Annotated in this window: 22 protein-coding genes; 16 read left to right on the plus strand and 6 right to left on the minus strand. The window is 68.2% G+C overall.

Annotated features, from left to right (window positions below; translation table 11 throughout):
- Positions 1-25 precede the first annotated feature (25 nt).
- Entirely contained in the window at positions 26-742 is a 717-nt protein-coding gene (gene hisA, locus L632_RS0103095) for a 1-(5-phosphoribosyl)-5-[(5-phosphoribosylamino)methylideneamino]imidazole-4-carboxamide isomerase (protein ID WP_028712591.1), read from the minus strand.
- Positions 743-913: 171 nt separating this feature from the next.
- Between hisA and L632_RS0103100 the strand changes: the two genes are divergently transcribed.
- A complete protein-coding gene (locus L632_RS0103100; RefSeq protein WP_028712592.1) occupies positions 914-1,300 on the plus strand; it encodes a DUF2147 domain-containing protein in 387 nt (128 codons plus the stop codon).
- A gap of 70 nt (positions 1,301-1,370) precedes the next feature.
- Here the strand turns inward: L632_RS0103100 and hisH are convergent, their stop codons facing one another.
- Both hisH and hisB read right to left on the minus strand, forming a co-directional pair.
- Positions 1,371-2,000: an imidazole glycerol phosphate synthase subunit HisH gene (hisH, locus tag L632_RS0103105; RefSeq protein WP_028716348.1), complete on the minus strand. Its 630-nt coding sequence runs from the start codon at positions 1,998-2,000 to the stop codon at positions 1,371-1,373.
- Complete coding sequence (hisB, locus tag L632_RS0103110; RefSeq protein WP_028716349.1) at positions 2,000-2,587, minus strand: imidazoleglycerol-phosphate dehydratase HisB; 588 nt, start codon at positions 2,585-2,587, stop codon at positions 2,000-2,002. Before hisB ends, hisH begins: the two co-directional genes overlap by 1 nt.
- Positions 2,588-2,766: 179 nt before the next feature.
- On the opposite strand from hisB, the gene L632_RS0103115 reads away from it, so the two are divergent.
- From L632_RS0103115 to carB, 8 genes are all read left to right on the plus strand, one after another.
- Positions 2,767-3,390 carry a hypothetical protein gene (locus L632_RS0103115; RefSeq protein ID WP_028716350.1) on the plus strand — a complete coding sequence of 208 codons (624 nt, stop codon included), beginning with the start codon at positions 2,767-2,769 and terminating at the stop codon, positions 3,388-3,390.
- 3 nt (positions 3,391-3,393) lie between these two features.
- Positions 3,394-3,756 (plus strand): cell division protein ZapA, encoded by a 363-nt coding sequence (locus L632_RS0103120; RefSeq protein ID WP_028712596.1) that lies wholly within the window; start codon positions 3,394-3,396, stop codon positions 3,754-3,756.
- A 332-nt stretch (positions 3,757-4,088) separates the two neighbouring features.
- A complete protein-coding gene (locus L632_RS0103125) occupies positions 4,089-5,231 on the plus strand; it encodes a sulfate ABC transporter substrate-binding protein (protein WP_028712597.1) in 1,143 nt (380 codons plus the stop codon).
- 3 nt (positions 5,232-5,234) lie between these two features.
- A complete protein-coding gene (gene cysT / locus L632_RS0103130; protein WP_028716351.1) occupies positions 5,235-6,074 on the plus strand; it encodes a sulfate ABC transporter permease subunit CysT in 840 nt (279 codons plus the stop codon).
- On the plus strand, positions 6,067-6,954 hold the full coding sequence (gene cysW / locus L632_RS0103135; RefSeq protein WP_028712599.1) for a sulfate ABC transporter permease subunit CysW: 888 nt from the start codon (positions 6,067-6,069) through the stop codon (positions 6,952-6,954). The genes cysT and cysW overlap by 8 nt, the downstream gene beginning before the upstream one ends.
- Positions 6,955-6,970: 16 nt before the next feature.
- Positions 6,971-7,690: a sulfate/molybdate ABC transporter ATP-binding protein gene (locus L632_RS22015; RefSeq protein WP_084648056.1), complete on the plus strand. Its 720-nt coding sequence runs from the start codon at positions 6,971-6,973 to the stop codon at positions 7,688-7,690.
- Between the two features lie 126 nt (positions 7,691-7,816).
- Positions 7,817-8,341 (plus strand): TIGR00645 family protein, encoded by a 525-nt coding sequence (locus L632_RS0103145; RefSeq protein WP_028716352.1) that lies wholly within the window; start codon positions 7,817-7,819, stop codon positions 8,339-8,341.
- A gap of 189 nt (positions 8,342-8,530) precedes the next feature.
- Positions 8,531-11,863, plus strand: coding sequence for a carbamoyl-phosphate synthase large subunit (gene carB / locus L632_RS0103150; RefSeq protein WP_028716353.1), 3,333 nt, complete (start codon positions 8,531-8,533; stop codon positions 11,861-11,863).
- 153 nt (positions 11,864-12,016) lie between these two features.
- On the opposite strand, the gene L632_RS22020 is transcribed toward carB, so the two are convergent.
- A complete protein-coding gene (locus L632_RS22020) occupies positions 12,017-14,560 on the minus strand; it encodes an S-layer family protein (RefSeq protein WP_051416192.1) in 2,544 nt (847 codons plus the stop codon).
- 253 nt (positions 14,561-14,813) lie between these two features.
- Between L632_RS22020 and aroC the strand changes: the two genes are divergently transcribed.
- The 7 genes from aroC to phoB all read left to right on the plus strand — a co-directional run bounded on the left by aroC (position 14,814) and on the right by phoB (position 22,035).
- Positions 14,814-15,914 carry a chorismate synthase gene (gene aroC, locus L632_RS0103160; RefSeq protein ID WP_028712602.1) on the plus strand — a complete coding sequence of 367 codons (1,101 nt, stop codon included), beginning with the start codon at positions 14,814-14,816 and terminating at the stop codon, positions 15,912-15,914.
- Between the two features lie 261 nt (positions 15,915-16,175).
- A complete protein-coding gene (locus L632_RS0103165) occupies positions 16,176-17,204 on the plus strand; it encodes a substrate-binding domain-containing protein (RefSeq protein ID WP_028712603.1) in 1,029 nt (342 codons plus the stop codon).
- Between the two features lie 61 nt (positions 17,205-17,265).
- Positions 17,266-18,456 carry a phosphate ABC transporter permease subunit PstC gene (gene pstC, locus L632_RS0103170; protein WP_028712604.1) on the plus strand — a complete coding sequence of 397 codons (1,191 nt, stop codon included), beginning with the start codon at positions 17,266-17,268 and terminating at the stop codon, positions 18,454-18,456.
- The gene (gene pstA / locus L632_RS0103175; protein WP_028712605.1) at positions 18,453-19,796 is read left to right on the plus strand and encodes a phosphate ABC transporter permease PstA; all 1,344 of its coding nucleotides are present in this window, start codon (positions 18,453-18,455) and stop codon (positions 19,794-19,796) included. Before pstC ends, pstA begins: the two co-directional genes overlap by 4 nt.
- Before the next feature lie 20 nt (positions 19,797-19,816).
- Entirely contained in the window at positions 19,817-20,614 is a 798-nt protein-coding gene (gene pstB, locus L632_RS0103180; RefSeq protein ID WP_028712606.1) for a phosphate ABC transporter ATP-binding protein PstB, read from the plus strand.
- A 17-nt stretch (positions 20,615-20,631) separates the two neighbouring features.
- Positions 20,632-21,342 (plus strand): phosphate signaling complex protein PhoU, encoded by a 711-nt coding sequence (phoU, locus tag L632_RS0103185; RefSeq protein ID WP_028712607.1) that lies wholly within the window; start codon positions 20,632-20,634, stop codon positions 21,340-21,342.
- Positions 21,343-21,345: 3 nt separating this feature from the next.
- Complete coding sequence (phoB, locus tag L632_RS0103190; protein ID WP_028712608.1) at positions 21,346-22,035, plus strand: phosphate regulon transcriptional regulator PhoB; 690 nt, start codon at positions 21,346-21,348, stop codon at positions 22,033-22,035.
- 711 nt (positions 22,036-22,746) lie between these two features.
- Here phoB and L632_RS0103195 read toward each other — a convergent pair.
- Positions 22,747-24,984, minus strand: coding sequence for an OmpA family protein (locus L632_RS0103195; RefSeq protein WP_028716354.1), 2,238 nt, complete (start codon positions 24,982-24,984; stop codon positions 22,747-22,749).
- 131 nt (positions 24,985-25,115) lie between these two features.
- Positions 25,116-26,396, minus strand: a complete 1,281-nt coding sequence (gene dprA / locus L632_RS0103200; protein WP_028712610.1) for a DNA-processing protein DprA — start codon at positions 26,394-26,396, stop codon at positions 25,116-25,118.
- Between the last annotated feature and the right edge of the window lie 54 nt (positions 26,397-26,450).

A 26,450-nucleotide genomic window follows, 5' to 3' on the forward strand; every position in this document is an offset into this window, starting at 1 on the left:
GGCCTTGTTACCTCGCCCCGCGCCGTCAGGCCAGCGCCTTCAGCGCCGCGTTCAGGTCGATGGCGCCGTCGTAAAGCGCCCGGCCCGAGATGGCGCCGGCAATGACCCCGGTCGCGCGCAGCGCCATCAGGTCCTGCATCGAGGAAACCCCGCCCGAGGCGATGACCGGAATGTTCACCGCCCGGGCCAGCGCCTCGGTCGCGGCGATGTTGGGGCCGGCCATGGCGCCGTCGCGGTCGATATCGGTATAGATGATCGCGGCGACGCCGGCGTCCTCGAAGCGATGCGCCAGGTCGACGGCCATCACGTCGGTCTCCTCGGCCCAGCCGCGCGTCGCCACCCGGCCGCCGCGGGCGTCGATGCCGACGGCGATCTTGCCGGGAAAGGCCATCGCCGCCTCGTGCACCAGCGCCGGCTGCTCGACCGCCACCGTGCCCAGGATCACCCGCGCCAGCCCGCGCTCCAGCCAGGCCTCGATGGTCGCCATGTCGCGGATGCCGCCGCCCAGCTGGGCCGGCACCTCGATGGCGGCCAGGATCGCCTCGACCGCGGCGGCGTTCACCGGCTTGCCGGCGAATGCGCCGTTCAGATCGACCAGATGCAGCCATTCCGCCCCGGCATCCTGAAAGGCGCGGGCCTGCGCGGCGGGGTCCGAGCCGAAGACGGTCGCCGCCTCCATGTCGCCGCGCAGCAGGCGCACGCAATTGCCGTCCTTGAGGTCGATCGCGGGATAAAGGATCATCGCATCTCTCCTGATAGCGTGGCGCCCCTTTGCCACAGCCGGCGCCGATCCGAAAGGCCCCGGCACCCGAAGCCGCGACCTCACGTCAGGCTTGATCGGCGGGGGCGGGCGCCCGCATCCTGCGCCCGGGACCACAACCCGCCAACAGGACCCCAAGGGAGGGGAATCACCATGAGAACACTGGCTCTTGCCGCATCGCTCGCGCTCGCCGGCGCCGCTGCCCAGGCCGAAGGCATCAGCGGCATCTTCCAGACCCAGGCCAATGACGACGGCAATGTCGGCATGGTGCAGTTCTACGACTGCGGCGGCAAATATTGCGGCAAGCTGATCAAGAGCTTCGACAAGGCCGGGAAGGAAATCAGCTCGCCCCATACCGGCAAGAACATCGTCGCCGGCATGACCGACGAGGGCGGCGGCAAGTTCTCGGGCGGCACGATTTGGGACCCGGGCGCGGACAAGACCTACAAGTCGAAGATGCAGCTCAGCGGCAAGACGCTGAACGTCTCGGGCTGCATCGCGGTGTTCTGCAAGACGCAGCGCTGGGTCCAGGTAAAATAGGCCCCGGCTTCTTTCTTGTCCAAATATCCTCGGGGGTCCGGGGGCAGACAGCCCCCGGCACCGGCGGCCCTCACGGGCGCCAGCGCAGGAAATTGCCGATGATGCGCAGCCCGACGGCCTGCGACTTCTCGGGATGGAACTGGGTGCCGACGATATTGCCCATCCCGACCACCGCCGTCACCGGGCCGCCGTAATCCGCCGTGGCCAGCAGATGCGCCGGATCGGCGACGCGGAACTGCCAGCTATGCACGAAATAGGCATGGTCGCCGGTGGCGATGCCGTCCAGCAGCGGATGGGGGCGCAGCACCGTCAGGTCGTTCCAGCCCATATGCGGCACCTTCAGGCCGGGGGCGTCGATGGCCTCGATCTCGCCGCCGATCCAGCCCAGTCCGGCGGTATCGCGATATTCATGGCCGATCTCGGCCAGCATCTGCATGCCGACGCAGATGCCCATGAAGGGCACGGCGCGGTCCAGCACCGCCTCGCGCAGCGCCTCGACCATGCCCGGCACGGCGTCGAGCGCCGCCCGGCAGGCCGGAAAGGCGCCGTCGCCCGGCAGCACGATGCGCTCGGCGCGGGTCACCACCGCGGGGTCGGAGGTCACCACGACCTCGGCCCCCGCCTCGCGCCCCATCAGCGCGAAGGCCTTCTCGGCCGAATGCAGGTTGCCGCTGTCGTAATCGACCAGCGCCACCCGCATCACAGCGCGCCCTTGGTCGAGGGCAGCACGCCCGCCATGCGCGGGTCGGGCTCGACCGCCTCGCGCAGGGCGCGGGCCACGGCCTTGAAGGCGGCCTCGGCGATGTGATGGGCGTTCAGCCCGTGGAGGCGGTCCACATGCAGCGTGATCCCGCCATGGGTCGAAAGCGCCTGGAAGAATTCCCGCACCAACTCGGTGTCGAAGCCGCCGATCTTCTGCGCCGGGAAATCCACGTTCCAGACCAGATAAGGCCGCGCCGACAGGTCCAGCGCAGCGCGCACCAGCGCATCGTCCATCGCCAGGTGGAAGGCGCCATAGCGCCGGATGCCCTTCTTGTCCCCCAGCGCCCGGGCCAGGGCCTGGCCGATGGCGATGCCGGTATCCTCGACCGTGTGGTGGTCGTCGACATGCAGGTCGCCTTTGGCCCGAACCGTCAGGTCGATCAGCGAATGCCGCGCCAGCTGGTCCAGCATGTGATCGAAGAAGCCGACGCCGGTGCGGTTGTCGTAGCGGCCGCTGCCGTCCAGGTCCAGCTCGACCTCGATCTGCGTCTCGGCCGTGTCGCGGGTGATCTTTGCGCGGCGCATCTGGCGTCTCTCCTCATCAGGCTCGCCGCCTTATAGGACCCGATCCGGCGGCTGAAAAGCGCGGGATGCGGCGGGAAACCGCACCCATCCTTGTCATATGGCCGATGCAATGCCAAAAAGTGACAAGCGACCCACAAGGGCGACCCGCAAGGACAAGCGACCCGAAAGGATCCCGGCCGATGAGAGACGACCTGAACGCCAGCGAAAAGCGGCTGATCGCGGCCCTGGACCGCATCGACCAATTCCTCGACCGTGCGGACCTGGCGCGCCGCACCGCCTCCGGACCCCCGGCCGGCGATGCCGAAGGCGCCGAGGCGCGGCTGCGCGAGATTCAGGCCGAAAATCAGCGCCTCTCGCAAGACCTTGCCGCGCTGCACGAGCGCCAGGCGGCCCTGCTGGCCGACTGCGAGGCGCGGCTGGCCGAGGCGCATCAGCGGCTGGTCCATGCCGGGCAGGAAGCCGCCCGGCTCTCGGCCGCGAACGAGGCCCTGGCCGAGGCCAACCGCGCCCTGATCGCGGCCCAGGGCGGCGGCGAGTCGCCGGACGAGACCCGCCGGGCGCTGGAGGCCGAGATCGAATCGCTGCGCGCCGCCCGTTCTGCCGAAATCGCGCAGATGGGCGAGATCATCGACGCGCTGGACCGGATGATCGACCTGCCGCCGCAGGCGGGGCCGGCAGGTGCGTCCGAAACCGGAACCGCCGCGCCGGTCGAGGACGGCCCGGCCAAGTCGGCGGGGCGGAGCGAGGAACCGGCCGGCGACCTGGCCCGGGAAGGCGCCAATCTGGACGGGGAAAGGGGCTGAGCCATGGCCGAAGTCGATTTCACGATCGGGCACAAATCCTATACGCTGGCCTGCCAGGAGGGCGAGGAGCGGCTGCTGAAACGCGCCGCGGGCCTTCTGGATGCCGAGGCGCGGGTGATCCTGGAACAGGCCGGCCGCATGCCCGAGCCGCGGCTGCTGCTGTTGTCGGGGCTGATGCTGGCCGACCGCACCTCGGCGCTGGAGGACCGCGTCGCCTCGCTGGAACGCGAGCTGGCGCGGCTGAAGACCAATCCGCAGCGCGTCGAGGTGCCGGTGGTGCCCGAAAGCCTGGCCGAGGCCATGGCCGAACTGGCGGCGCGGGCCGAGGCCCTGGCCCAGAAGGCCGAGGACCAGACGGCGGGCTGATCCCCCGCCCGCGCCGTCCCATGAGTATTTGAAGAAACGGTGAAGAACAGGCCGCGCCGATGATGCGCGGGCTGCCTGTTCGCATGTTCCCTTGCCGGGGTTCGCTGCCCGGGGCGAATCCGCCGGCGAGGAGCCGGGATTCCTTCCGCCTTGGACGGGATCGGGCGACCAATTCCCGGCACGGAGCGGAAATTTAAGCGCAACATATTGAAATATATCAATATTAAAAACGATGGTTTAACGCGTCTTTTCTCTTGAAATAAACGATAAAGCCTGTCGTAATTACGGTCATGAGGAGAGCCCTCGTGGGAGAGTAAAGAGGACAAGGCACCATGATCCGCACCATTCGCGTGACCGACAGCCAACTGGCCCATGGCCGGGTGATCCGCCGCCATCTGGACGGCCGCATCACGGTCGAGGACGGCACCAAGCGCATGACCGGCTATCCGCTGAATCCCGGTTTCTGGGGCCGCTGCCTGGGTCTTTCGATGCGGGGTGTGATGGCGGTGGCGGCGACCGTGGCCGGGCTGGGTCTGGCCGGGCAGGTTCATGCCGACAATACGCTGCTGAATGTCAGCTACGACCCGACCCGCGAGCTTTACCGCGAGGTGAACGCCGCCTTCTCGGCGAAATGGCAGGCCGAGGGGCATGCGGCGCCGACCATCGAGACGTCGCATGGCGGCTCGGGCGCGCAGGCGCGCTCGGTGATCGACGGGCTCAAGGCGCAGGTGGTGACGCTGGCGCTGGCCTCGGATATCGACCAGATCGCGTCCCGCGGTCTTCTGCCCGAGGATTGGCAGTCGCGCCTGCCGCATAACAGCTCGCCCTATACCTCGACCATCGTCTTCCTGGTGCGCGAGGGCAATCCCAAGGGCATCCAGGACTGGGGCGATCTGGTCAAGGAGGGCGTCGAGGTGATCACGCCGAACCCCAAGACCAGCGGCGGGGCGCGCTGGAATTATCTGGCCGCCTGGGCCTGGGCGCAGAAGAACGGCCAGGACCCCAAGACCTTCGTGGGCGAGCTGTTCAAGCACGTCCCGGTGCTGGACAGCGGCGCGCGCGGCTCGACCACCACCTTCACCCAGCGCGAGATCGGCGACGTGCTGCTGGCCTGGGAAAACGAGGCCTATCTGGCGCTGAACGAGCTGGGCGAGGACCGGTTCGACATCGTCGTGCCCTCGGTCTCGATCCTGGCCGAGCCGCCGGTGGCCATCGTGGACAAGAACATCGCCGATGACGAGCAGAAGGCGCTGGCCGATGCCTATCTGGACTTCCTCTATTCGCCCGAGGGGCAGGCGCTGGCCTTCAAGCACTATTATCGCGCCTGGGACGACAGCGCCGCCAATCCCGAGGACGTGGCGCGCTTCCCCGAGCTGGATCTGGTGACCATCGCCGATTTCGGCGGCTGGAAACAGGCCCAGCCCGAGCATTTCGGCGACGGCGGCACGTTCGACCAGATCTATTCGGGGCAATGACCGATGGCGCTGGCGCTTCGCTTGCAGAAATCCCCCATGCCGGGCTTTGGCCTCGGCATGGGCATTACCCTGGCCATGCTGTCGCTGATCGTCATCCTGCCGGTCGGCGCGCTGCTGGCGCGCGGGATCAGCTACGGGCCCGAGGCGGTCTGGGCCACCATCAACACGCCGCGGGTCTGGGCGGCGCTGTATCTGTCCTTCCGGCTGGCCTTCTTTGCCGCGCTGTTCAACCTGGTCTTCGGCACGCTGCTGGCCTGGGTGCTGGCGCGCTATGACTTCCCGGGCCGCCGGCTGGTCGATGCGCTGGTCGATCTGCCCTTCGCCCTGCCGACCGCGGTGGCGGGCATCGCGCTGACCGCGCTTTACGCGCCGAACGGCATCTTCGGCGGCATCGCCCGGGATCTGGGCGGCAAGATCGCCTATACGCAATGGGGCATCCTGATCGCGCTGATCTTCGTCGGCCTGCCCTTCGTCACCCGCACCGTGCAGCCGGTGATCGCCGAGATCGAGCAGGAGGTCGAGGAAGCCTCGGCCACGCTGGGGGCGGGGCGGTTCTACACCCTGCGCCGGGTGATCCTGCCCATGCTGCTGCCCGCGGCGCTGACCGGCTTCGCGCTGTCTCTGGCGCGCGCGGTCGGCGAATACGGCTCGGTCATCTTCATCGCCGGCAACCTGCCGATGAAGACCGAGATCGCGCCGCTGCTGATCGTCATCAAGCTCGAGGAGTTCGACTATGACGGGGCGGCGGCCATCGGCATCGCCATGCTGCTGATTTCCTTCACCATGCTGCTGGCGATCAACCTGATCCAGATCTGGAGCCGGAGGAGGATCGGTCATGTCTGACGGCGCGCTGCACGTTCCCGCCATCGAAAGACCCGCGAAGTGGCGCCCGGTGACCGAGGAAAGCCGGGCCGCCCGCATCGTGCTGATCGCGCTGGCGCTGGGCGGGCTGGCCGTCCTGGTCGTGGCGCCGCTGGCCATCGTCTTTGCCGAGGCCCTGGCGCGGGGGGCCGGGCAGGCGCTCGCCTCCCTGGCCCGGCCCGAGGCGACCTCGGCCATCCGGCTGACGCTGATCGTCGCGGCGATCTCGGTGCCGGTGAACGCCGTCTTCGGCATTGCCGCCGCCTGGACGATCACCAAGTTCGACTTTCGCGGCAAAGCTTTCCTGATCACGCTGATCGACCTGCCGTTTTCCATCTCGCCGGTGGTGGCGGGTCTGGCGCTGGTGCTCTTGTTCGGCACCAACAGCCTGATCGGCGGCTGGCTGGTCGCCAGCGGCTTCCCGATCATCTTCGCCCTGCCGGGGATCGTGCTGGCCTCGATCTTCGTCACCTTCCCCTTCGTGGCGCGCGAGCTGATCCCGGTGATGATCGAACAGGGCCGGGCCGAGGAGGAGGCGGCGCTGACGCTGGGCGCCTCGGGCTGGCGCGCCTTCCTGACCGTGACGCTGCCCAACATCAAATGGGCGCTGCTTTACGGCGTGCTGCTGTGCAATGCCCGCGCCATGGGGGAATTCGGCGCCGTGGCCGTGGTCTCGGGCAAGATCCGCGGCCAGACCGCCACCATGCCGATCACCATCGAGATGCTCTACAACGAATATCTCTCGGTCGCGGCCTTCAGCCTGGCCGCGGTGCTGGCGGCTCTGGGGCTGCTGACGCTGGCGCTGAAGACCCTGCTGGAATGGCGCCATGCCGACCAGCTGGCCGCCGGCCGCCGGCACTGAACAATCGAGGTCCATCATGCATATCGAAATCGACGAAATCGCCAAGAGCTTCGGTTCGACGACGGCGCTGCACCCGGTCAGCCTCGCCATCCCCTCGGGGGCGCTGGTGGCGCTCTTGGGGCCCTCCGGCTCGGGCAAGACCACGCTTCTGCGCATCCTGGGCGGGCTGGAATTCCCGACCTCGGGCCGGGTGCTCTTCGACGGGCAGGACGCGACCGGGCTGACGGTGCAGGAGCGCCGCGCCGGATTCGTCTTCCAGAGCTATGCGCTGTTCCGGCACATGACCGTGTTCGAGAACATCGCCTATGGGCTGCGCGCCCGCCCGCGCCGCACCCGCCCGCCGCAGGCCGAGATCGAGCGCCGGGTGACAAAGCTGCTTGAGCTGATCCAGCTGCCGCAGATCGCCAAACGCTTCCCCAGCCAGTTGTCGGGCGGCCAGCGCCAGCGCGTGGCCCTGGCCCGTGCGCTGGCCATCGAGCCGCGCATGCTACTGCTCGACGAGCCCTTCGGCGCGCTCGACGCCCGGGTGCGCAAGGAGCTGCGCCAGGGGCTGCGCGAGATCCACGACACCACCGGCCTGACCACGGTTTTCGTCACCCATGACCAGGACGAGGCCATGGAGCTTGCCGACCTGGTGGTGGTGATGTCCATGGGCCGGATCGAACAGGTCGGCCGCCCGCAGGACATCCGCGCCCGGCCGGCGACGCCCTTCGTGCGCGAGTTCATCGACGCCTGAAGCGGCCGGGTTCACGAGTGTTCGGGGAACGAAGAAGCCCCCGTCGCGGCATGGCTGCGGCGGGGGCTTTTCGCCGCGCTGCGGCGTGCCTAGATGAGGGCTTTCGGAACCCGTGCAGGAGACATGATGGAACGCCTTCTTGAACGCAGCCTTTTCGCCAGCCGCTGGATGATGGCGCCGATCTATGTCGGATTGGCGCTGTCCCTGCTGATCCTGCTCTGGGTCTTTGCGCTGGAATTCTGGCACCTGGTGCAGATCCTGCCGGTGATGACCGTGAACGACGCGGTGCTGGGCGTGCTGGCGCTGATCGACCTGAGCCTGGCCGCCAACCTGCTGCTGATCGTGATCTTCTCGGGCTACGAGAATTTCGTCAGCCGCATGGACCTGAGCGAGCATGAGGACCGGCCGAACTGGCAGGGCGAGGTGGATTTCTCGGGGCTGAAGCTGAAGCTGGTGGCCTCGATCGTGGCGATCTCGGGCATCCATCTGCTGAAGGTGTTCATGGATGTCAGCAAATATGCCCCCGAACAGATCCGCTGGATGGTGGTGATCCACCTGGTCTTCGTGGTCTCGGGCGTGCTGCTGGCGGCGATGGACTGGATCTCGAACCACGGCAAGACGCTGAAGAAGGCGAAGGCGGCGCAGGGCTGAGCCGTCGCGCCGGTGGCGCGGTCGCATGGGTATTTGGGAAACAGAGAAGGGCAGGGGCGCCGCGTCGGCGGGGCGCCCCTTTCGCGTGCCGCGGATTTTTGGCCGGGCGGGCGGTGCGGACCCTTGCGACTTTGCCCGCCATGGCTATAACCCCGGACGATTTATCAGCCGCCAGCCCGAGGGACCGCCATGCCGAAGAGAACCGATATCAAATCCATCCTGATCATCGGCGCCGGTCCCATCGTCATCGGGCAGGCCTGCGAATTCGACTATTCCGGCGCCCAGGCCTGCAAGGCCCTGCGCGAGGAGGGCTATCGGGTCATCCTGGTGAACTCGAACCCCGCCACGATCATGACCGATCCCGAGATGGCCGATGCCACCTATATCGAGCCGATCACCCCCGAGGTGGTGGAAAAGATCATCGCCAAGGAACGGCCCGACGCGCTTTTGCCGACCATGGGCGGGCAGACCGGGCTGAACACGGCCTTAGCGCTGGCCGATATGGGCGTGCTGAACCGCTATGGCGTCGAGCTGATCGGGGCGCAGCGCGCCGCCATCGAGATGGCCGAGGACCGCAAGCTGTTCCGCGAGGCCATGGACCGCATCGGCCTGGAGAACCCGCGCGCCACCATCGTCGCGGCGCCGAAGCATCCGAACGGCCGCTATGACATCGCGGCCGGGGTTTCGATGGCCATGGAGGCGCTGGAGGAGATCGGCCTGCCCGCCATCATCCGCCCCGCCTTCACCCTGGGCGGCACCGGCGGCGGCGTCGCCTATAACCGCGACGATTACGAGCGCATCGTGCGGTCCGGGCTGGAAGCCTCGCCCGTGGCGCAGGTGCTGGTGGACGAGAGCCTGCTTGGCTGGAAGGAATACGAGATGGAGGTCGTGCGCGACCGCGCCGACAACGCCATCATCGTCTGCTCGATCGAGAACGTCGATCCGATGGGGGTGCATACCGGCGACTCGATCACCGTCGCCCCGGCGCTGACGCTGACCGACCGCGAATACCAGCGCATGCGCAACGGCTCGATCGCCGTGCTGCGCGAGATCGGGGTGGAGACCGGCGGCTCGAACGTGCAATGGGCGATCAACCCCAAGGACGGCCGCATGGTGGTGATCGAGATGAACCCGCGCGTGTCGCGCTCCTCGGCGCTGGCCTCGAAGGCCACCGGCTTCCCCATCGCCAAGATCGCCGCCAAGCTGGCGGTGGGCTATACGCTGGACGAGCTGGACAACGACATCACCAAGGTCACGCCGGCGAGCTTCGAGCCGTCCATCGACTATGTCGTGACCAAGATCCCGCGCTTCGCCTTCGAGAAGTTCCCCGGCTCGAAGCCCGAGCTGACCACGGCGATGAAATCCGTGGGCGAGGTCATGGCCATTGGCCGCAGCTTCCACGAATCGCTGCAAAAGGCGCTGGCCTCGATGGAGAACGGCCTGACCGGCCTTGACGATATCGAGATCCCCGGCGCGCCCGACAAGGCCGCCATCGTCAAGGCGATCAGCGCCCAGACCCCCGACCGGCTGCGGCTGATCGCCCAGGCCATGCGCCACGGGCTCTCCGACGACGAGATTCAGCATGCGACCGCCTTCGATCCCTGGTTCCTGTCCCGCCTGCGCGAGATCGTCGAGGCCGAGGACGCGGTGCGCGCGGGCGGCCTGCCGGCCGACCTGGACGGGCTGCGCCGGCTGAAGATGATGGGCTTTACCGATGCCCGGCTGGCGGCGCTGTCCGGCCAGCCTGAGGCCGAGGTGCGCAAGGCCCGCCGCGCCCATGACCTGCACCCGGTCTTCAAGCGCATCGACACCTGCGCCGCCGAGTTCGAGGCGCAGACCCCCTATATGTATTCGACCTATGAAGCCCCGGCGATGGGCGACGTCGAGAACGAGGCCCGGCCCAGCGACCGCAAGAAGGTGGTGATCCTGGGCGGCGGCCCGAACCGCATCGGCCAGGGCATCGAGTTCGACTATTGCTGCTGCCATGCCTGTTTCGCGCTGACCAGGGCCGGCTACGAGACCATCATGGTCAACTGCAACCCCGAGACGGTCTCGACCGACTATGACACCTCGGACCGGCTGTATTTCGAGCCGCTGACCCTGGAGCATGTGCTGGAAATCCTGCGCATCGAACAGGAGAACGGCACGCTGCACGGCGTCATCGTCCAGTTCGGCGGCCAGACGCCCTTGAAACTGGCGAACGCGCTGGAGGAGGAGGGCATCCCGATCCTCGGCACCACCCCCGACGCCATCGACCTGGCCGAGGACCGCGAGCGCTTCCAGAAGCTGCTCAACGATCTGGGCCTGAAACAGCCCGTCAACGGCATCGCCCATAGCGACGCCGAGGCCATCGAGATCGCGCAGCGCATCGGCTTCCCGCTGGTCATCCGCCCGTCCTACGTGCTTGGCGGCCGCGCGATGGAGATCGTGCGCGACATGGATCAGCTCAACCGCTACATCCGCGAGGCGGTGCAGGTCTCGGGCGACAGCCCGGTGCTGCTCGACAGCTACCTTTCGGGCGCCATCGAGGTCGACGTGGACGCGCTTTCCGACGGCAAGACCGTGCATGTCGCCGGCATCATGGAGCATATCGAGGAGGCCGGCGTGCATTCCGGCGACTCGGCCTGCTCGCTGCCGCCGCATACGCTGGATGCCGAGACCATCGCGGAACTCAAGACCCAGACCGAGGCGATGGCCAAGGCGCTGAACGTCGTCGGGCTGATGAACGTGCAATTCGCGCTGAAGGACGGCGCGATCTATGTGCTGGAGGTGAACCCGCGCGCCAGCCGCACCGTGCCCTTCGTCGCCAAGGCCACCGACAGCGCCATCGCCTCGATCGCCGCCCGGCTGATGGCCGGCGAGCCGATGGCGAACTTCCCGACCCGTCCGGCCTATCCGGCGGGCGTCGGCCCAGACGACCCGCTGCCCTTCGCCGATCCGCTGACGCTCGCCGACCCGAACACGCCCTGGTTCTCGGTCAAGGAGGCGGTGCTGCCCTTCGCCCGCTTCCCCGGCGTCGACACGCTGCTGGGGCCGGAAATGCGCTCGACCGGCGAGGTGATGGGCTGGGACCGCACCTTCGCCCGCGCCTTCCTCAAGGCGCAGATGGGGGCGGGGACGCAGCTGCCCTCCGAGGGCCTGGTCTTCGTTTCGGTCCGCGACGCCGACAAGACCGCCGAGCTGGCCGAGGCGGCGCGAGAGCTGACCGCCATGGGCTTCAAGCTGGTCGCCACCCGCGGCACCGCCGAATTCCTGCGCGGCGCCGGCGTCGAGACCGAGCTGGTGAACAAGGTCTATGAAGGCCGCCCGAACATCGTCGACCGGCTGAAGAACGGCGAGATCGCCATGGTGCTGAACACCACCGAAGGCGCCCAGGCCATCGCCGATTCGCGCGAGATCCGCGCCGTGGCGCTGAACGACAAGATCCCCTATTACACCACGGCGGCAGGCAGCATCGCGGCGGTGGCGGCGATCAGGTCGCGCGGCGAAGGCGAGGTCGGGGTCAGAAGCCTGCAGGCCTGAACCATCTGCGACGTCGATGCGAATGGCCGCGCCGGGAAGGGCGCGGCCATCGTCCTTGCGCCGGCGCGCGGCAGGAAAAAGGGGTGCGGTCCCGGCGGACCGCACCCCTCGCCGGCCGCCTGCGCTGGGGGAGGGGCGCAGGGGATCTCGACTTCAAAGCAGGAAGTCAGCTGCGACATACTGCCCGGCCGTGGTCGCGCCGTCGGCGATGCGGATGATCAGCTCGGCATCCGCGTCATTGTCGACATTGGCCCTGAGCCAGGTCTCGGTGCCATTGTTCGTAAGCCATACCGTTCCCGCGCCTCCCGCGGTTGTTCCATTGAATACAAAGGCTTGGTTACCGGCCACCAGCGCATTCGCGTCGATGCCCGAAAGGTCTATCCGGTCGCCGGCCGCAAGGCCCGCGCCGTCGAAACCGTTGATGACGTCGATGCCCGCCGCCGCGTTCGAATGGTTCAGCGCGCCGAAGCGGAAGGTGTCGGCCCCGCCGCCGCCGTTGAGCGAATCCGCGCCCATCCCGCCGATCAGTGTGTCGCTGCCGGCGGCGCCCTGCAGCGTGTCATTGCCCTCGTAGCCGAAGAGCAGGTCGTTGCCGGCCCCGGCATTCATCAGGTTCGCGCCCGCCGTCCCATAGAGCGAATCATTGCCGCCCGCGGTCATCACGTTCTCGAAGTTGACGAAGCTTTCGCCGGCGAAATTGGTCGCGCCGCTGCCCAGGTTGACGAGATAGGCCCCGGTGAAGCTGCGGGCATCCAGCATGTCGATGCCGGCCCCGCCGTTCAGGGTCTCGTTCGAACCCAGCCCGGCCAGAATGGTGTCGTTGCCCGCCTCGCCGGCGTAGAAGCCTGCGCCGCTCGAGACCAGCCGGTCGTTGCCGGCGCCGCCATAAAGCGTGTCTGTGCCCGAACTCGCCTCCAGCGTGTCATTGCCGGCGCCGCCGTAGATCAGATCGTTTCCGGCGCCGCCGGTCAGCAGGTCGTTGCCCGCGCCGCCGTAAAGCACGTCATTGCCGCCAAGCCCGCTGATGACGTCATTGCCGCCATTGCCCTGGATCGTGTTCGCCGCCGCCGTGCCCGAGAGCGTGTCGTTGCCGGAACCCGAAGAGAGGTTCTCGAAATTGACGAAGCTTTCGCCGCTGTAATTCGTGGCGCCGGTCGCCATGTTGATGGCATAGGCCCCGCTCCAGGCGGCGGTGTTCAGCCAGTCGACGCCGGCCCCGCCGTCCAGGGTCTCGCCCCCGCCATTGCCGGCATAGATATAGTCATTGCCGGCCTCGCCGAAATACTGGCCATAGCCGCTGGAGACGATGGTGTCGCTATCCGCGCCGCCCCGGACCGTATCCGTGCCGGTGCCCGCGTTCAGGTAATCGTTCCCGGCGCCGCCGGACAGGTAATCATTGCCCGCAAGGCCCGAAATCGAATCGTTTCCGGCATTGCCATGCATGATGTTGGCGCCGCTGGTGCCGAGCAGCGTGTCATTGCCGGAGCCGGAATAGACATTCTCGAAGTTCACGAAACTTTCGCCGGTGAAGTTCGTGGCCCCCGTCGCCAGATTGACGAGATAGGCCCCGGCATAGGTGGCGGTGTTCAGCCAGTCCGTGTCGCCGCCGCCGTCAAGGGTTTCGCTGACACCCAGCCCGGCATAGACATAGTCGTTCCCCGCCTGGCCGTAATACTGGCCCGCGCCACTGGAAACCAGCGTGTCATTGCCGTTCCCGCCCCAGATCGTATCCGTGCCGGTGCCGGCGTTCAGGTAATCATTGCCCTCGCCGCCGGAAATATAGTCATTGCCGCCCAGGCCCGAGATCGAATCGTTCCCGGCATTGCCATACATGGTATTGGCGCCGCTGGTGCCGAGCAGCGTGTCATTGCCGGAGCCGGAATAGACATTCTCGAAATTCACGAAGCTCTCGCCGGTGAAGTTCGTCCCGCCCGTGGCCAGGTTGATCGAATAGGCCCCGCTATAGGTCGTCGTGTTCAGCCAATCGGTGCCGGCGCCGCCGTTCAGCGTTTCGCTGACACCCAGCCCGGCATAGATGTAATCGTCCCCGGCATCGCCGAAATACTGTCCGGCCCCGCCGGAGACGAGCGTGTCATTGCCATCCCCGCCCAGAAGCGTATCGGTTCCGGTCCCGGCGTGGAGATAGTCGTTGCCGGAGCCGCCTGAAATATAGTCGTTGCCGGCATACCCGTAGATGTAATCGTTACCACCATTGCCATACATGCTGTTGGCGCCATCGGTGCCATAAAGCGTATCGTTCCCCGAGCCCGAATAGATGTTCTCGAAGTTCACAAAGCTTTCGAAGCTGAAATTCGTTGCCCCGGTGGAAAGGTTCACCGAGTAATTGCCGTTCCAGCTGGCCGTGTTCAGCCAGTCGATCCCGGTGCCACCGTCCAGCGTCTCGCCGCCGCCGGCCCCGGCATAGATGTAATCGTTCCCGGCATCGCCGTAATACTGGCCATAGCCGCTGGAAACGATCGTGTCATTGTCGTTCCAGCCATGCACGGTATCGACGCCCGTCCCGGCATGGATGTAGTCGTGGCCGTCTCCGCCCGACAGGTAGTCGTTGCCGGAGCCGCCATAGATGGTGTCGTTGCCGCCCTGGCCCAGGACATAATCGTTCCCTCCCAGGGCGTCGAAGATTTCGCTGGCAGACGTGCCGATCATGGTGTCGTTGCCATTCGTTCCGGTAGGCATCTCTTCCTCCTGTCGTCTCATGTCATGGACGGGGCGGCATGCCTCGCGATCCCGACATTGCTCCCGACGGTGTGAAGGCGGCGTGAAACCGGCTTAGCCCCTGACAGGAAAGCGGAATTTCGCGGATTTTCCGCGATGTGCGGCGCCGGCTCCGGCCGCCGGCCTGGGCCGCCGAGTCGCTGCGCGGCCGGGCTGGGGATTGCCCCTTGCCCCGCGCGCCGCTATCGCAGGCATAAAAGGGGGTCCGGCAACCATGAGCTTCAATACCTTCGGTCGCGTCTTCACCTTCACCACCTGGGGCGAGAGCCATGGCCCGGCGCTTGGCGCCACCGTGGACGGCTGCCCGCCCGGCGTGGCGCTGGACGAGGCCTGGATCCAGCAGTTCCTGGACCGGCGGCGGCCCGGCAGTTCGAAATTCACCACCCAGCGGCAGGAGCCGGACCGGGTGCGCATCCTCTCGGGCGTGTTCGAGGGCAGGACCACCGGCACCCCGATCCAGCTGATGATCGAGAACACCGACCAGCGCAGCAAGGATTACGGCGAGATCGCCGAGGCCTTCCGTCCCGGCCATGCCGATATCGCCTATCATCTGAAATACGGCATCCGCGACTATCGCGGCGGCGGGCGGTCCAGCGCGCGCGAGACGGCGGCGCGGGTCGCAGCCGGGGGCGTGGCGCAGGCGGTGCTGCGCGATCTGGTGCCGGGGCTGCGGATCACCGGCTACATGGTGCAGATGGGCGATCTGCATCTGGACCGGACGAATTTCGACGCCGCCGAGATCGGCAGGAACCCGTTCTTCCTGCCCGATGCCGGCGCCGTGCCGGCCTGGGAGGATTATCTGAACGCCATCCGCAAGGCGCAGGACAGCGTCGGCGCCGCCGTCGAGGTGCTGATCCAGGGCTGCCCGGCCGGGCTGGGCGCGCCGGTCTATGCCAAGCTGGACACCGACCTGGCCGCCGCGATGATGTCGATCAATGCCGTGAAAGGCGTCGAGATCGGCGAGGGCATGGCCGCCGCCGCCCTGACCGGCACCCGGAACGCCGACGAGATCCGCATGGGCAATGACGGGCCGCGCTACCTTTCGAACCATGCCGGGGGGATTCTGGGCGGCATTTCGACAGGGCAGGACATCCTGGTGCGATTCGCCGTCAAGCCGACCAGCTCCATCCTGACGCCGCGGCGCACCATCAACCGGAAGGGCGAGGAGATCGAGCTGATCACCAAGGGCCGGCACGATCCTTGCGTCGGCATCCGCGCCGTGCCCATCGCCGAGGCCATGGCGGCCTGCGTGATCCTGGACCACCTGCTGCTCGACCGGGCGCAGACCGGCGGCCAGCGCGGCCGCATCGGCTAGGCCCGGCGCGCGGCCCGGGTGGGGAGGGGAACGCTGTTCCCCTCTTGTCCCGCTGCGCGGGCCAATTCACCCCTTGGGGTATTTGGAAAACAGAGAAAGCCGGGGACGCATGGCTCGTTCGGTTTTCACCGTTTTGCAAATACTCCTGCGGCGGCCGCGATTGTTACGCAACTGACACATTCCTTTCGCATAACCGTCGCATCGCCGTTCTAGAGAGCGGTCAGGCCGCAACGGCCTCATGGAAATGTCAGGAGTGATCCTATGAAATCCGCGAAATTCACCGTGTCGGCGCTGGCCGTGATCGCTGCCTCGGCCACTGCCGCCGCCGCCCGCGACCAGATCCAGATCTCGGGCTCGTCCACGGTGCTGCCCTATGCCACCATCGTCGCCGAGGCCTTCGGCGAGAATACCGACTTTCCGGTGCCGGTCGTCGAATCGGGCGGCTCGTCGGCCGGGCTGAAGAAATTCTGCGAGGGCGTGGGCGAGAACACCATCGACATCGCCAATGCCAGCCGTCCGATCAAGGACAGCGAGAAGGAGGCCTGCAAGGCCGCCGGCGTGACCGATATCATGGAGGTCCGCATCGGCTATGACGGCATCGTCTTCGCCAGCGACATCGGCAGCAACGACTTCGCCTTCACCGCCGCCGACTGGTTCAACGCGCTGGCCGCCAAGGTGGTCAAGGACGGCAAGGTGGTGAACAACACCGCCACCAAGTGGAACGAGATCCGCGCCGACCTGCCGGACCAGGAGATCCTGGCCTTCGTGCCCGGCACCAAGCACGGCACCCGCGAAGTCTTCGAGGAAAAGGTGATCGCCGCCGGCTGCGAGGAATCCGGCGCCGCCGAGGTCTTCAAGGCCGAGCTGGGCGAGGATGCCGCGGCCAAGGCCTGCCTCGACCTGCGCACCGACGGCAAGTCGGTGGATATCGACGGCGACTATACCGAGACGCTGGCCCGCATCCAGTCGGCCAAGCACGGCATCGGCGTCTTCGGCCTGTCCTTCTATGAAAACAACACCGACAAGCTGAAGGTCGCGACCATGGGCGGCGTGACGCCCTCGACCGAGACCATCGCCGCGGGCGAATACCCGGTCTCGCGGCCGCTGTTCTTCTATGTCAAGAAGCAGCATATCGGCGAGATCCAGGGGCTGAAGGAATTCGCGGAATTCTTCGTCTCGGACGAGCTGGCCGGGCCGGAAGGGCCGCTGGCCGCCTACGGGCTGGTCGCGGATCCGGAACTGGCCGCGACGCAGGCGGCCGTCGCCGAAGAGGCGATCCTCGCCGAATGACCTGCAGGGCGCGGGGACAGGGTTCCCGCGCCGCTTCCGTTTCCCTGTTCCGAGGGCTCACATGCCTGTCTCATGGACCTTGCTGATCGTCCTTGCCCTTGCCGGCGCGGGCTATCTTGTCACCCGCGCGCGCGTCGTCGCGCTGGCCGGGGGCGACGTGCGGCGGCTGCATTCGCGGCCCAGCTATCACGGCTGGAACGCCGCGCTGCTGACGGCGCTGCCGGCGCTGTTCCTGATCGCCATCTGGCGCTTCGTGCAGCCGGCCGCGGATGCGACGCCGGTGGCGATCCTGGCGCTGATCCTGGCCGCGGCCGGGCTTGGCCTGGCGCTGGTCCGCAGCGCGCCCGGTTTCCGGGCCCGCAATGCCGTCGAAGGCATGGTCAAGGGCCTGCTGATCCTGTGTTCCAGCATCGCCATCCTGACCACCGCCGGGATCGTCTTCTCGATGCTGTTCGAGACCGGGCACTTCTTCCGGCAATATCCCTGGCAGGAGTTCTTCTTCGGCGCCACCTGGTCGCCGCGCTTCGGCGGCGGCTCGCAGCTGGGCATCCTGCCGCTGCTTTGGGGCACGCTCTACATCTCGCTGATCGCGCTGGTCGTGTCGGTGCCGATCGGGCTCTTCGCGGCGATCTACATGTCCGAATACGCCTCGCCCCGGCTGCGCAGCCTCGCCAAGCCGATGATCGAGGTGCTCGCCGGCATCCCGACCATCGTCTACGGCCTTTTCGCGCTGATCACCGTGGGCCCGATGCTGCGCGACTGGTTCGCCCAACCGCTGGGGCTGGGCAATTCCGGGTCGTCGGTGATGACCGCGGGCCTGGTCATGGGGATCATGCTGATCCCCTTCGTCAGCTCGCTTTCGGACGACATCATCAACGCCGTGCCGCAATCCCTGCGCGATGGCGCGCTCGGCCTCGGCTCGACGCAGTCGGAAACCGTGCGCAAGGTGGTGCTGCCCGCGGCGCTGCCGGGCATCGTCGGCGCCGTGCTGCTGGCCGCCTCGCGCGCCATCGGCGAGACGATGATCGTCGTGCTGGGCGCGGGCGCCGCCGCCCGCATGGACCTGAACCCGTTCGAGGCCATGACCACGATCACCGTCAAGATCGTCAGCCAGCTGACCGGCGACAACGACTTCGCCGCGCCCGAGACGCTGGTCGCCTTCGCGCTTGGCCTGACCCTTTTCGTCATCACGCTGGGGCTGAACATCGTCGCCCTCTACGTCGTGCGCAAATACCGGGAGCAGTACGAATGAGCGACGCAACCCTTCACGGCGCGCAGCCCCGGCCCTCGCTGCTGGCTGCCGATCCGCGGACCCGCAAGCGCAATGCCGCCGAGGCGCGGTTCCGCGCCTATGGCCTGGCCGCCATCGTGATCTCGATGGTCATGCTGATGATCCTGCTCTTCACCATCCTGACCGGCGGGATCGGGGCCTTTCGCCAGACCTATCTGGAAATCCCGGTGACGCTGGACGCCGCGCAGCTCGACAAGACCGGCAACCGCGACCCCGCCGAAATCCGCAAGGTCCTGACCCTGACCTATGGCAGGATCTTGGAGCAATCGCTGCAACAGGCCATCGCCGACAAGGGCATCGCCGCGGCCGACCTGTCCGACAAGGATGTTTCGGGCCTGATCTCCAAGGAGGCGTCGGCCCAGCTGCGCAACCGCGTGCTGGCCGACCCCGAACTGATCGGCCAGACCGTCGAGACCCGGGTGCTGGTGAACGGCCGGGTGGACGGCTATTACAAGGGCCGCGTCAGCATGGAGAGCGCGGCGCGCGATGCCAATACCTCGCCGGCGCAGCTGCAGCTGGCCGATGCGCTCAAGGCGCAGGGCATGCTCGCGACGCAGTGGAACTGGTCCTTCCTGACCAGCCCCGACGCCTCGGACCAGCGCCCCGAGGCGGCGGGGGTCGGCATCGCCATCCTCGGCTCGTTCTACATGATGCTGGTGGTGCTGGTGCTGGCGGTGCCGATCGGCGTCGCCGCCTCGATCTACCTGGAAGAATTCGCGCCGAAGAACCGCTGGACCGATATCATCGAGGTCAACATCTCGAACCTCGCCGCCGTGCCCTCGATCGTCTTCGGCATCCTGGGCCTGGCCGCCTTCATCAACTTCGCCGGCCTGCCGCAATCGGCGCCCATCGTCGGCGGCCTGGTGCTGACGCTGATGACGCTGCCCACCATCATCATCGCCACCCGCGCGGCACTGAAGGCGGTGCCGCCCTCGATCCGCGACGCGGCGCTGGGGGTGGGGGCCTCGAAGATGCAGTCGGTGTTCCACCACGTCCTGCCGCTGGCCATGCCGGGCATCCTGACCGGCACCATCATCGGCCTGGCGCAGGCGCTTGGCGAAACCGCGCCGCTGCTGCTGATCGGCATGGTGGCCTTTGTCCGCAACGTCCCCTCGGCGCCGCCGGACGGGCTGTTCGAGCCGGCCTCGGCCCTGCCGGTCCAGGTCTACAACTGGACCCAGCGCGCCGACCCCGCCTTCATCGAGCGCGCCTCGGGGGCGATCATCGTGCTGCTGGTGTTCCTGCTCTGCATGAACCTCCTCGCCATCTATCTGCGCCGCAAGTTCGAGCGCCGGTGGTAAATCCGGGAAGGAGACCCGATATGAACGACATGAGACTTCTGGAGCGCAGCGTGGACCAGACGGAAATCAAGATCTCGGCCCGGGATGTGCAGGTCTATTACGGCGAGAAGCAGGCGATCAAGGATGTGGACGTCGACCTGCTGGACAAGACCGTGACCGCCTTCATCGGTCCCTCGGGCTGCGGGAAATCGACCTTCCTGCGCTGCCTGAACCGCATGAACGACACCATCGAGAACAGCCGGGTCGAGGGCCGGATCACGCTGGACGGCGAGGACATCTACGACAGGCGGGTCGACCCGGTGCAGCTGCGCGCCCGCGTCGGCATGGTGTTCCAGAAGCCGAACCCCTTCCCGAAATCGATCTATGACAATGTGGCCTATGGCCCGCGCATCCACGGCCTTGCGCGCAACCGCGCCGAGCTGGACGAGATCGTCGAGAAGTCGCTGCGCGGCGCGGCGCTGTGGAACGAGGTCAAGGACCGGCTGCAGGAGCCCGGCACCGGCCTGTCCGGCGGCCAGCAGCAGCGGCTCTGCATCGCCCGCGCCGTGGCGACCCAGCCCGAGGTGCTGTTGATGGACGAGCCCTGTTCGGCGCTGGACCCGATCGCCACCAGCCAGGTCGAGGAGCTGATCGACCAGTTGCGCGCCGAATTCTCGGTGGTGATCGTGACCCATTCCATGCAGCAGGCGGCGCGCGTCAGCCAGAAGACCGCCTTCTTCCACCTCGGCAATCTGGTGGAATACGGCAATACCGACGACATCTTCACCAATCCGCGCGATCCGCGGACCGAAAGCTACATCTCGGGCCGCATCGGCTAGGCCGGAAAGGAAAAGACATGAACAACGAACGGCATATCCTCTCGGCCTTCGACCGCGACCTGGAAACCGTGCAGGCGCTGGTGGTCAAGATGGGCGGCATGGTCGAAAGCGCCATCCACGACGCCGCCATCGCGCTGGAGACCCGCGACGGCGAGCTGGCCGACGACATCCGCCGCCGCGACAAGGCCATCGACGCGCTGGAGCATCAGATCAACGAGGAGGCCGCGCGGCTGATCGCGCTGCGCGCGCCGCGGGCCACCGACCTGCGCATGGTGCTGTCGGTCATCAAGATCTCGCATATCCTCGAGCGGGTGGGCGATTACGCCAAGAACATCGCCAAGCGCAGCGACGTGCTGGCCGAGATGCCCGCCATCGAGGGCGCCGGCATGGCGCTGCGGCGCATGTCCGCCACGGTCGAGGCGATGATGAAGGACGCCCTGGACAGCTATATCCAGCGCGACGCGGCGCTGGCCGCCGACGTGCGCAAGCGCGACCTGGAAGTGGACCAGATGTATAACGCGCTGTTCCGCGAGTTCCTGACCCATATGATGGAGGACCCGCGCAACATCACCGCCTGCATGCACCTGCATTTCATCGCCAAGAACATCGAGCGCATGGGCGACCACGCCACCGGCATCGCCGAGCAGGTGATCTATCTGGCCACCGGCGAGCTGCCCGAGGACCCGCGTCCCAAGGGGGAAAGCGTGCCGCGCATGGAGGGGGCCTGATCCATGGCACAGACCCAACCCTGTGTTCTGGTCGTCGAGGACGAAGGCGCACAGCGCGAGGTGCTGAAATACAATCTCGAGGCCGAGGGCTTCGACGTGGTGCTGGCCGAGAACGGCGACGAGGCGATGCTGCTGGTGGCCGAGGAACAGCCCGACCTGATCGTGCTGGACTGGATGCTGCCCAACGTCTCGGGCATCGAGGTCTGCCGCCGGGTCAAGGCCGATCCCTCGACGCGGCAGATCCCGATCATCATGCTTTCGGCGCGGTCCGAGGAGGTGGACCGGGTGCGCGGGCTGGAGACCGGCGCCGACGATTACGTGGTCAAGCCCTATTCCGTGGTCGAGCTGATGGCGCGGCTGCGCACCCAGCTGCGCCGCACCCGCCCTGCCTCGATGGGCGAGCGGCTCAGCTTCGGCGACATCATCCTGGATGCGGCCGAGCATCGGGTGTTCCGCGCCGGCCAGCCGCTGCATCTGGGTCCGACCGAGTTCCGGCTGCTCTCGACCCTGATGGAAAAGCCCGGCCGGGTCTGGACGCGCGAGCAATTGCTGGACCGGGTCTGGGGCCGCGACATCTATGTCGACACCCGCACCATTGACGTCCATGTCGGCCGGCTGCGCAAGGCGCTCATGGCCTATGGCGGCGACAACCCGGTGCGCACGGTGCGCGGCACCGGCTATTCGCTGGGCTGAGCGCCCGGCCGGAACCGGACAGCCGCCGTTTCCGGCCCTTTGCCGGCGCGTCCCGACCTGCATGTGGGGGCCGGTGCGGCCGTGTCGCAGCACGGGACTTCCGGATTCACCCCTCCCGCCGGGGAGCGCCGAGCCGCGAAACCCCGGGGCCGAGGATCTGCCCCGTTCCTGAACCGGCAGACCCGCGGTGGGCCCCGCCTCCGCAGAGGGGGCGCCGGCGGACCGCCTTGGGTTTCCCTAGGCAGAAGAGGGGCGGCGGGCTGCTGATCCGCCGCATGGCAAGCGCGAATCTCCACCTTGGACGACACGACCTTCAGCGCATCGCGGGCGGTTCGTTGCCGGCCGATCACGTCCCGTCACGTTTTCCGGCCGTAGAAGCCGGCACGGCGAGCCTCCGGCGCGCCTCGCCCGGCTGGCGGGATACCGCGAATTGCCCCCCGGTGCTTGTGGAGGTCGGCCATGCCCTGGCCGAGGGTCTTCTGCCTCGGCCGGGCATATGCAGGCAGGAGAGAGCCGGTTCTCGGGCGAGGAGAATTGCTCGAAGCGCCAAACCATCGTCTCTCCGATGGCTGGCGCTTCGTGGCGTGCCCTTCCGATTTGGTGGGGTCGTGCAGAAAACAGCCGTCAGCCGCGGGGACGGGCCCCGCGGCTTGCCTCGCTTCCATCCCGCGGCCCCGGGCGTGACGACCCCGGGACCGCAAGGCCCGGCCGTCAGTTCTGCGCCAGCAGATCGGTGATCCGGCGCACGGCGACACGGCGGTTCTGCCGCTCCGGCCCGTCGGTCGGGACCAGCAGGAACTGCTCGCCATAGCCCTGCACCACCATGTTTTCCGGCGGCACCTGGAAATATTCCGTCAGCGCCAGCGCCACCGATTCCGCGCGGCGGTCGGACAGGGCCAGATTGGCGGCATCCGAGCCGACGGCGTCGGTATAGCCCTCGATCATGTAGATCTCGCGCGGGTTCTGGTCGATGCTGTCGCGGATCACCTTGCCCAGCGTCGCGAGTTGCTGCGCCTGGTCCGGGGTGATGGCCGAGGAGCCGGTGTCGAAGGTGATCTCGGGCACGTTCACCGGGGCGACCAGGGCGCGCACCTCGGGGATGTCGCGGATCTGGCCCAGGCTGAAGCGCCGGTCGATCGCCGCCTCGCGCCGCAGCGCCTCGCGCAGCGCCGCCTCGTCCATGCGCTCGCGGTTGATGCGGACCGGCGGCGGCGCGGGCAGGGCCGAGATCTGCACCGGCTCCGCCGCGGTGTCGTCGATCAGCCGCGTCTCGCTGCCATCGGCGCGGACAAGCGTGCGGCGCAGGATGTTCATGTTCGCGTCGCGGATGGTGACGACGCGGCTGCCATCCGCGCGCAGCACCGTGGTGCGGGTCGAGCCGTCCCCGAAGGTTTCCGTCCGCACGTTCGAGCCGGGCTGGTAGAGCAGGGCGTTGTCGTCCTTGATCACCTGCTGGCTGCCGTCGGGCAGGGTCACCACCACGCGGTCGCCAGTGTTCAGCGCCACCTGCCGGTCGTTGGACAGCATCTGGCCGACCGCAAAGCCCGCCGCCCCGGCCAGGAGCATCTTGGCGATGTCCTTGCCCTTGTCGTCATCGTCGCGGCGGACTTCCTCGGACCCGGCCTCGGCGGCGCGCTGCTGTTCCTGCAAAGCCTGGGCGACCGAGGTGGCGAATTCCTCGGCCGAGCTGCGCGCGTTCTCGTCGGTGATCTGCATTTCGTTCACTTCGCCCTCGCCCCCTTCGGCGCTGGCGGCCAAAGCGGCGGCCGCGGCGGTCGCGCCCTGCTCGGCGGCGCGCTGCGCCACGGCATTCGGCTGGACCTGCGCCTCGGGCGCCTGCACCTCGGCGGCTTCGCCGGACTGCGGCTCGGCCTGGTCGGCCTGCTCTTGCAAGCGGCGCTCGAGCTCCTGCTGATCGGGTTGCTGGCCGTCCTCGGCCTGCTGCTCGCCGGGCTGGGCTTCGCCCGGCTGGGGTTGGCCGGGCTGCGGCTCGGTCTGGTCGGCCTGTTCCTGCAAGCGGCGTTCCAACTCCTGCGCATCCGGCTGCTCGCCGTCCACCGCGCGCTGCGCATCGGGCTCAGACTCGCCCGACTGGGTCTGGCCGGATTCGGGCTGACCCTCGACCTGCTCCTGGAAGCGCTGCTCGAGCTCCTGCGCGTCCGGCGTTTGCGGACGCTCGGCGTCTGGCTGGCCTTCGCGGGCCTCTTGCTGCTGTTCCGCGCCGTTCTGGGGCTGGGCGGCGGGTTCCGCCTGCTGCGGGGACGGTTGCTCGGTCTGCGGCTCGCCCGGCGCGGGTTCGCGTGCTTCCTGCAGCGCCTCGGCATCCAGGGACGGCTCGGATCCGGCCGGAGACGCCCCTTCCGGCGCGGGTGCGTCCTGCTGCGGCCGCTGCTCGGGCGAGGGATCGGCGCCGGTGACGGTTTCGGGCGTGTCGGGCTTGGCGGCGGGAGGCGCGGCCTGCTGCTGCTCGCCCGCGCCGGTCCCGGGTCTCGGGGCCGGCTCATCGGCTTCGACCACCGGCGGCTTGGGACGCGGCTCCTCGGCCTGCGTCACCTCGGGCTTGGCCGCCGGAGCGTCCGCGGCCGATGGTGCCTGCGGATCCTCGGGTGCGGCGTCAGCCCCGCTTTGCGGTTGCTCGGCCTGCTGTTCGGCCTGCGGCAGCCCGGCCGGGCCGTCCTGGGCCGGCGCATCGGGCTCGGCCGCGTTCCCGGCAGCCTCCGCTTGCGGCTCCTCGGGTTCTTCCTGCGCTTGTCCGGCCCCTGCCTCGCCGCTTTCCTCGGCACGGGGCTCCTGCGCCTGATCGTCGTCGGATTGGCCGGCCTGGTCCCTTGGCAGGATAAGCTGCCCACCCTCCTCCTGCGCCTGCTGGTCCTGCGCCGCCGCCAGCTGCGGGGCAATCAGGGACAGGCAGGTCACGATCGCAGTCGTCGTCTTGTAGATGCGCCGCATGTCGGTCCTCTTCCGATGGTCGCGTGATGGCCAGTCAACCTTCGGTGCGGGGCGCGGTTCCCAAACATGGCCGTGACCGTCCCGTGATCGGCTGTTCCGCGCTGCGCTCCGAAAGCGGCCCGGCGCCGGGTTCAGGCGCCGGTCAGCGCCAGCTTGCCGCCGGCCAGGCGCTGGACGCGGCCGGAAAGCTCCAGCGTCAGCAGAGCGGGGGCCAGAACGGCGGCCGGCAGGCCCAGGTCGCGGATCAGCAGGTTCTCGTCCGTCGGGCTGGGGCCGAGCCGGGACAGGATCCGCGCTTCGAGATTCACCGGGCCACCCTGGCAGGGCAGGGTTTCGGCCGGTTTGCGGCGCAGGCCATGGCCCAGCTCGGCAAGCCGGCGCGCGACGGCGGCCGGTTGCAGGGTCCGCGCCCCGGTCCGGGCCGGGACAGGCGCCGGAACGGGCGAGGGGGCCGCGGCGGCGCCCGGCGCCGAAGCTGTCGCCCCGGTCGCTTCCCCAGTCGCCTCCCCGGCCGCCTGGCCGTTCGATTGCAGGGCGGCCAGCACATCGGCCGAATTGCGCACCAGCACCGCGCCGTCGCGGATCAGCGCATTGCAGCCGCCGGCCCGCGCGTCCATCGGATGGCCGGGCACCGCCATCACCTCGCGGCCCTGGTCCAGCGCGCAGCGCGCGGTGATCAGGCTGCCCGAGCGATGCGCCGCCTCGACCACCACCACGGCGCGCGCGAGGCCAGAGATGATGCGGTTGCGGGCCGGGAAATGCCGGGCCACCGGCTCGGTCCCCGGCGGCTGCTCGGTGACGAGCAGGCCGGTTTCGCAGATCGCCTCGGCCAGCGCGGCGTTTTCGGCCGGATAGATCCTGTCGATGCCCCCGGCCATGACCGCGATGGTGCCGGTTGCCAGCGCCGCCTCATGCGCGACGGTGTCGATGCCGCGCGCCAGCCCCGCGACGACCACCGCGCCCGATTGCGACAGGCCCGAGGCCAGGCCGCGCGCCATGCGCAGGCCCAGCGACGAGGCATTGCGCGCCCCGATCACCGCCACCGGCATGCGCGTCAGCACGGAAGCGTCGCCGCGCAGCCACAGGACCGGCGGCGCCTCGGCCACCTCGCGCAGCAGGGCGGGATAATCCGGGTCGTCCCAGGCCAGCAGCCGGGCGCCGGCGCGATGGCCGGCCGCGATCTCGGCCTCGGCCGCGGCCGCCGGGCAGGGGGTGTAATCGGCGATGCCCGCGGCTTGCGCGATCCGGGGCAGGGCGGCCAGCGCCGCTTCGGCGCTGCCATGTTCGGCCAGCAGCCGGTGGAAGGTCGCGGGCCCGACCTTGCGAGAGCGGATGAGGCGCAGGGCGGCGAGCCCGTTCCCCTTCGGGGTGAGTGGGGTGTGGTGGGGGTCGAAAGAAAGCGGTCTTGCCATCATGTCCCTGCCTGTGCCTCATCCGCAGGCCGAGTCATCGCATGGCAATGGTTA

It is taken from the genome of Paracoccus sp. J39 (genome assembly GCF_000518925.1).
Classification (GTDB): domain Bacteria; phylum Pseudomonadota; class Alphaproteobacteria; order Rhodobacterales; family Rhodobacteraceae; genus Paracoccus.